The 3,032-nt window shown below is 27.3% G+C and carries 2 protein-coding genes; both read left to right on the top strand.

What is annotated here, in order from left to right:
• The first annotated feature begins 147 nt into the window (after positions 1-147).
• Complete coding sequence (locus Q4E08_RS11995; protein ID WP_303131236.1) at positions 148-2,370, top strand: DEAD/DEAH box helicase family protein; 2,223 nt, start codon at positions 148-150, stop codon at positions 2,368-2,370.
• Positions 2,354-2,893, top strand: a complete 540-nt coding sequence (locus tag Q4E08_RS12000; RefSeq protein WP_303131238.1) for a hypothetical protein — start codon at positions 2,354-2,356, stop codon at positions 2,891-2,893. Before Q4E08_RS11995 ends, Q4E08_RS12000 begins: the two co-directional genes overlap by 17 nt.
• Positions 2,894-3,032: the final 139 nt, after the last annotated feature.

A 3,032-nucleotide genomic window follows, 5' to 3' on the forward strand; every position in this document is an offset into this window, starting at 1 on the left:
GTACCGTTTTAGTATAGCGGTGCTTTTTAGTATTTGTACAAATTTATATTTCTATAAGATTTTAATTTTTTTATTATTATGAAATATCATTAAGATATTTAATTTTATAAAAAGGAAATTATAGAAAAATGGGAGATGAAAATATTTATGGAAGAAAAAATTAATATTACATATGCAGGTGAAGTAAGAGTAGCCAAAGGTAAAAGTAATAGAACTTTATATGAACATCAAAAAGATGCAGTTGAGAAATTAAACAAGCTAAATGAAAGAGAGAGTTTTAGTTCTTTATTAGTGCTACCTACAGGTGGTGGTAAGACATTTACAGGGGTTTATTGGCTATTAAAGGAGGCAGTAAATAATAATAAAAAGGTATTATGGATAGCTCATCGTCATTTATTACTTGAGCAAGCAGCTAATACCTTTCAAAAAACAGCTTACTCTGATTTATTATATAATATTTCATCATTTAATTATAGAATTGTTTCTGGAAAACACGACCAAGCTATAAATATAAAAGAGAGTGATGATATTCTTATAATTAGCAAGGATAGTGCTATACGCAATTTAGATTCTATTGGTAAATGGTTAAGTGGAGAAGAGGAAGTTTATTTAGTAATTGATGAAGCTCATCATGCTACTGCTAAGTCTTATAGAAAACTTATAGACTATGTTTATAGCAAGATAGAGAAAGTTAAGTTACTTGGATTAACTGCAACTCCTTTTAGAACAGCAGATAATGAGCAAGGATTATTAGCTAAGATCTTCACTGATGGTATAGTTTTTAAAATAGATTTAAAGGATTTAATAAAGAAAGAAATATTATCAAGACCTTTATTTGAAGCTTGCGAAACAGAAATAAAGGTTGGAAACAACATGGGATTAAAAGCAATTAAGAACATAGAATATTTAGATAATTTGCCTGATGATATTGCAAATGATATTGCAAATAATAAAGAACGTAATAAATTAATAGTAGATAGATATCTAGCTAATTTAGATAAGTATGGACAAACTATCATATTTGCCTTAAATAGACTTCATGCCATTGCTTTAAGAGGATTATTTGAAAAGGCAGGTATTCCAGCTGGAGTTATAGTCTCCGGAACTAAGGCTGAATTTATAGGTATTGATATTTCTGATAAAGAAAATGAATTACAGATTAAAAACTATAGAGAAGAAAAAATAAAGGTTCTTATAAATGTAAATATATTAACTGAAGGTGTTGATTTACCTCAAACAAAAACTGTATTTTTAACAAGACCTACAGTATCTACAATATTAATGACTCAAATGGTTGGAAGAGCTTTAAGAGGGGAACAAGCAGGAGGAACTAAGGAAGCTTATATAGTTAGTTTTATAGATCAGTGGCAAGAACATATAGCTTGGGTAAATGCAGAAACTTTAATAGAAAATGAAGATGATTTTATAGATGATACACCTAGTAATAGTAGTGGAAATGATATTAGACTTATATCAATTGCTAAGATTGAGGAATTTGCAAAGCTTATGGATGATACAGTAGATACATCTAAATTAGAAGCTATAGGATTTATGAAGAGAGTTCCACTTGGAATGTATGCTTTCACTTTTATAGATGATAATATGATGGAAAGAAATCATCAAGTTTTAGTTTATGATAGTACTAAGAAACAATATGAGGAATTTATAAAAGATTTACCTGTATTTTTTGAATCATATAATATTGAAGATGAAGTTATACCAGATAAAACAATGAAAGAGTTATTAAAGGTTGCTAAAGACACATATTTTGATGATTATATGCTACCTAAATATGATGAGAATGATATAGAATACATCTTAAAATACTATGCACAAAAAGAGTGTGAGCCTAACTTTATACCATTTAAAGAAATAGATCGTCAAAAGCTAAATTTAACAGATATAGCTAAGGATATAGTTCATAAAGATTTACGTCGTTCAGAAATTAGAAAGTATATAGATGATTTATGGAATCAAGAAGATGGAATAATACGTATTTATTTTAATAAGAAAATGTACTTTGTAAGACAATTACAAATAGAGATAGACATTGTAGAAGGAACATATGAAAGCTATGATGAAATTCCAAAAGTAGTAGGAGAAGAACGTAAGTTAAGTAAATTATCATTATATGATTTAGAAAAAGTTGCACCAGAAAAAGCTAGAGAGATTAAAGATAAGGTATATTCAAGCTATATGAATAATGAAGGACTTTATTATTGTAATAAATGTGGATATACATCAAACTTTAAAGGGATGTTTCAAATTGATCATATAAAGCCAATATCAAAGGGAGGACTTACAACCCTAGACAATCTACAGCTATTATGTTCTAAATGCAATAAGATAAAGGGTGATAAACTTGAGTAAATATTTATATACACCACAGGATATAGCTCTATTTTTAGATTACTGTAACTTTAAATTATCAGATGAAAAGTTCTTAAAAGAAAATTTATGGGATAATCGCAATAGCTTAATAGAGCCTAGATATAGAAAAAGTAAATATAAGTTCTTCAAAGCAATTTCCTTATGTAGAGAAAGATGTGAAGCTCTAGACTATGAAGATGAAGTTCAGGTAATAAATAGAATACTTAAAGAAATAGGAAGTTCATATGAAATTACAGAGTTAGAGAAAGACGAAAATTATATAGAAGCATTTTTTAGATTCATAAAACTTAGATTAGTTTATATAAAGGGATGTACTCATGTAAGAATAAAACTAAGAACATTACTACGTAATTTTGGCTATAAAAGAAGAAGTGAAAGATTAATTAAAAACATTAAAAGAACAATGAAGGCTCTAGGATTACAATATTATTTAAAAGGTAATAAGCCTTGTGATATTAGTGAAGTGAAATTAGATGATATATTAGTAATAAGGTTAATGTAAGTTCTTATTTTGGAAATTTAGTTAAGTAATAAAATTCTAATTTACTTAAGGTAGGTTTTAATAAGTAAAAATCTTTAACTGAGGAAAGGAGTTAGAGAAGGTACTTAAAGTATGTTAGATGCACTATAAAAATAGAAAT

It is taken from the genome of Clostridium sp. (genome assembly GCF_030532265.1).
Classification (GTDB): Bacteria; Bacillota; Clostridia; order Clostridiales; family Clostridiaceae; genus Clostridium.

Bases quoted from the DNA above. Each gene is read 5' to 3' on its own strand.
- Q4E08_RS11995 (WP_303131236.1), top strand. From the start codon at position 148: ATGGAAGAAAAAATTAATATTACATATGCAGGTGAAGTAAGAGTAGCC.